The following is a 3,256-nucleotide window of genomic DNA, read 5'->3' as shown; positions in this document are numbered from 1 at the left end:
CCCATCAGAAGCACCGAGAAGACGCCGAGGCCGACGCCGAAATGGAGCGCCGCCTGCCGGTCCATCCGGCCTGCGGGGAGCGGCCGGCCCGACGTCCGCTTCATGAGCGCGTCGAGATCCGCCTCGTACCACATGTTGAGCGCAGCCGCCGCGCCTGCTCCCAGCGCGATGCAGAGGATGGCTGTGAAGCCGAGCACCGGATGGATATGCGCCGGCGCCGCGAGCAGGCCGCACAGCCCAGTGAACACCACAAGGCTCATCACCCGCGGCTTTGTAAGCGCGACGAAATCCCGCCAATCGGCGGGGAGGGAGGCGTCGGCGGTGGCGGTCACGCTGATCATATAGTGCTTCTTGCGCGTCCTTCGATACGCCGGTTCGACAAGCTCACCGGCTACTCAGGATGAGCGGCTTCTAGCAGGCCTCCGCCGCTCATCCTGAGTAGCCGGTGAGCTTGGCGAAGGCCCGTATCGAAGGATCAGTCGATCCGCGGCAGCGTCTCGAACTGGTGGAAGGGCGGCGGGCTCGACAGCGTCCATTCGAGCGTCGTCGCGCCTTCGCCCCAAGGGTTGGGCGGCGTCTTCTTGCCGAACATCAGCGACCAGATGATGTTCACGAAGAAGAACAGCATGCCGATGCCCATCACGATGTAGCCGATCGTCGCGACATGGTTCCAGCCGGAGAAAGCGTCCGGATAGTCCGGAACGCGGCGCTGCATGCCGTCGAGCCCGAGGAAGTGCATCGGGAAGAACAGGATGTTGACGCCCGCGAAGAACACCCAGAAGTGGAGCTGGCCGAGCAGCTCGTTGTAATTGCGGCCCCACATCTTGCCGAACCAGTAATAGAAGCCGGCGAAGAGCGAGAACACCGCGCCCAGCGAGAGCACGTAGTGGAAGTGGGCGACCACGTAATAGGTGTCGTGGACGTTGTTATCGATGCCGCCGTTGGCGAGCACGACGCCGGTGACGCCGCCGACCGTGAACATGAAGATGAAGCCCAAGGCCCACATCATCGGCGTCTGGAACGACAGCGAGCCGCCCCACATGGTGGCGATCCACGAGAAGATCTTGATGCCGGTCGGCACCGCGATCACCATCGTGGCCGCGGTGAAGTACATCTTCGTGTTCACGTCCATGCCGACCGTGAACATGTGGTGCGCCCACACGATGAAGCCGACGACGCCGATCGCGACCATGGCATAGGCCATGCCGAGATAGCCGAAGACAGGCTTGCGGCTGAACGTAGCCACCACCTGGCTGACGATGCCGAAGCCCGGAAGGATCATGATGTACACTTCCGGGTGCCCGAAGAACCAGAACAGGTGCTGGTACAGGATCGGATCGCCGCCGCCGGACGCGTCGAAGAAGTGCGTGCCGAAGTTGCGGTCGGTGAGCAGCATCGTGATCGCGCCGGCGAGCACCGGAAGCGCGAGCAGCAGCAGGAAGGCGGTGACGAGCACGGACCAGACGAACAGCGGCATTTTGTGCAGGGTCATGCCCGGCGCGCGCATGTTGAAGATGGTCGTGATGAAGTTGATCGCGCCGAGGATCGACGATGCGCCCGCAAGGTGGAGCGAGAAGATCGCCATATCTACCGCGGGGCCGGTGGAGCCCGAGGTGGAGAGCGGCGCGTAGACGGTCCAGCCGGTGCCGGCGCCGAGGCCGGTCCCGCCGGGCACGAAGGCGGAACCCAGGAGCAGGAGGAAAGCGGGAACGAGCAGCCAGAAGCTGATATTGTTCATCCGCGGGAACGCCATGTCCGGCGCGCCGATCATGATCGGGACGAACCAGTTGCCGAAGCCGCCGATCATCGCCGGCATCACCATGAAGAACACCATGATGAGGCCGTGGGCGGTGATCAGGACGTTCCAGAGGTGAAGCGCCTCGTCGAACGAGTCGGCGCCGGACCATGCCTGGAGGAACTGGATGCCCGGCTGGGCGAGCTCGGCCCGCATCAGGCCCGAGATCGCGCCGCCGATGATCCCCGCCATGATGGCGAAGATCAGGTACAGCGTGCCGATATCCTTGTGGTTGGTCGACATGAACCAGCGGGCGAAGAAGCCCGGCTTGTGGTCCGCGTCATGATGTGCCTCATGGCCGTGCTGGCCCTCGAAATAGGCGGCGTTGGCAGTGGTATCGGTCATTACTGGTCGTCGCCTCTTCTCGAATTCGTGGCGCCCTGCGTCGAAACGGGCGGCCTTGAGGTTGCATCCATGACGTTGGTGGGTTCGGGGCTCGTCTCGGTGGCGCTTCCGCCGGCGGTCGGGACCAGATCCGGATTGGTGATCGGCGAGGCGGCGGTCTCGTCGCCGGTGCGGGCCTGCGCTCCGCCCGGCATGGTGCCGCCCTTGGCCGCGACCCAGGCGGCGAACTGGCGCGGCTGCACCACTTCGACGGCGATCGGCATGTAGCCGTGGCGGGCGCCGCACAATTCGTAGCAGACGCCGTAATAGAGGCCCGGACGCTCGGCCTTGAACCAGGTCTCGTTCAGCCGGCCCGGAACGGCGTCGATCTTGGTCCAGAAGGCGGGGACGCCGAACGCGTGGATCACGTCGTTGGAGGTGACGATCAGCTTCACGACGGCGCCGACCGGCACGACCATGCGCTCGTCGACCGCCAGCTGGCGAGGCTCGCCGCGCTTCTTGGCGTCGGCGTCGGAAAGGGCGTTGGAGACGATCTCGAAGTCGCCATTGTCCGGATATTGGTAGGTCCAATACCATTGGTTGCCGATCACCTTCACGGTGAGGTCCGCCTTTGGCGGGTTATATTGGTTGGCGAGAAGCTTGATCGAGGGGACGGCGATCGCGACCAGGATCAGCACCGGAACCAGCGTCCAGACGACCTCGATCAGAGTGTTGTGGGTGGTCCGCGACGGCACCGGATTGGCCGAACGCCGGTAGCGCACGATCACGTAGAGGAGGAGCGCGAGAACGAAGAGCGAGATCGCGGTGATCAGCGGCATCAGCAGCTGGTTGTGGAACCATGCCGCCTGCCGCCCGATCGGGGTGACCTGATCCTGGAAGCCCATGCGGCCGTCCGGCTGGCCGATGCCGACCACAGGGGAGCTGCGCGATGCCATCGTGGCCTTGGCGACCTGCGCGTCGCTTGGCTCTTCGCCGGTAGCGTTGGCAAGGCTCGGGTCGGAGACTTCCTCCGGCTGGGCTCCGCCGCGGGCCTGCGAGGCGGCGCTGATCGCGTCGCTCGGCGGGGCACCCTTCATCACCGGCTGCTGCGCCGCCGCAGCAGGCTGGGCAGCGGCA

Annotated in this window: 3 protein-coding genes; all 3 read right to left on the bottom strand. The window is 65.2% G+C overall.

Annotated features, from left to right (window positions below; genetic code table 11):
• Window positions 1–341 (bottom strand): UbiA family prenyltransferase (locus VF662_RS10680; protein ID WP_464140884.1); only part of this gene is annotated, 341 nt, incomplete at its 3' end.
• A gap of 134 nt (window positions 342–475) precedes the next feature.
• On the bottom strand, window positions 476–2,140 hold the full coding sequence (gene ctaD / locus VF662_RS10675; RefSeq protein WP_464140881.1) for a cytochrome c oxidase subunit I: 1,665 nt from the start codon (window positions 2,138–2,140) through the stop codon (window positions 476–478).
• The coding region (gene coxB / locus VF662_RS10670) for a cytochrome c oxidase subunit II (RefSeq protein ID WP_464140878.1) at window positions 2,140–3,256 on the bottom strand (1,117 nt) is incomplete at its 5' end. The genes ctaD and coxB, both read right to left, overlap by 1 nt.

This window comes from Allosphingosinicella sp., assembly GCF_036387215.1.
Classification (GTDB): domain Bacteria; phylum Pseudomonadota; class Alphaproteobacteria; order Sphingomonadales; family Sphingomonadaceae; genus Allosphingosinicella.
The sequence above is the reverse complement of the archived record's forward strand: the minus strand, read 5'-3'. Positions and strand labels throughout refer to the sequence as shown.

Excerpts from the sequence above, each read along its gene's own strand:
- ctaD (WP_464140881.1), bottom strand. The coding sequence starts at position 2,140 with ATGACCGATACCACTGCCAACGCCGCCTATTTCGAGGGCCAGCACGGC.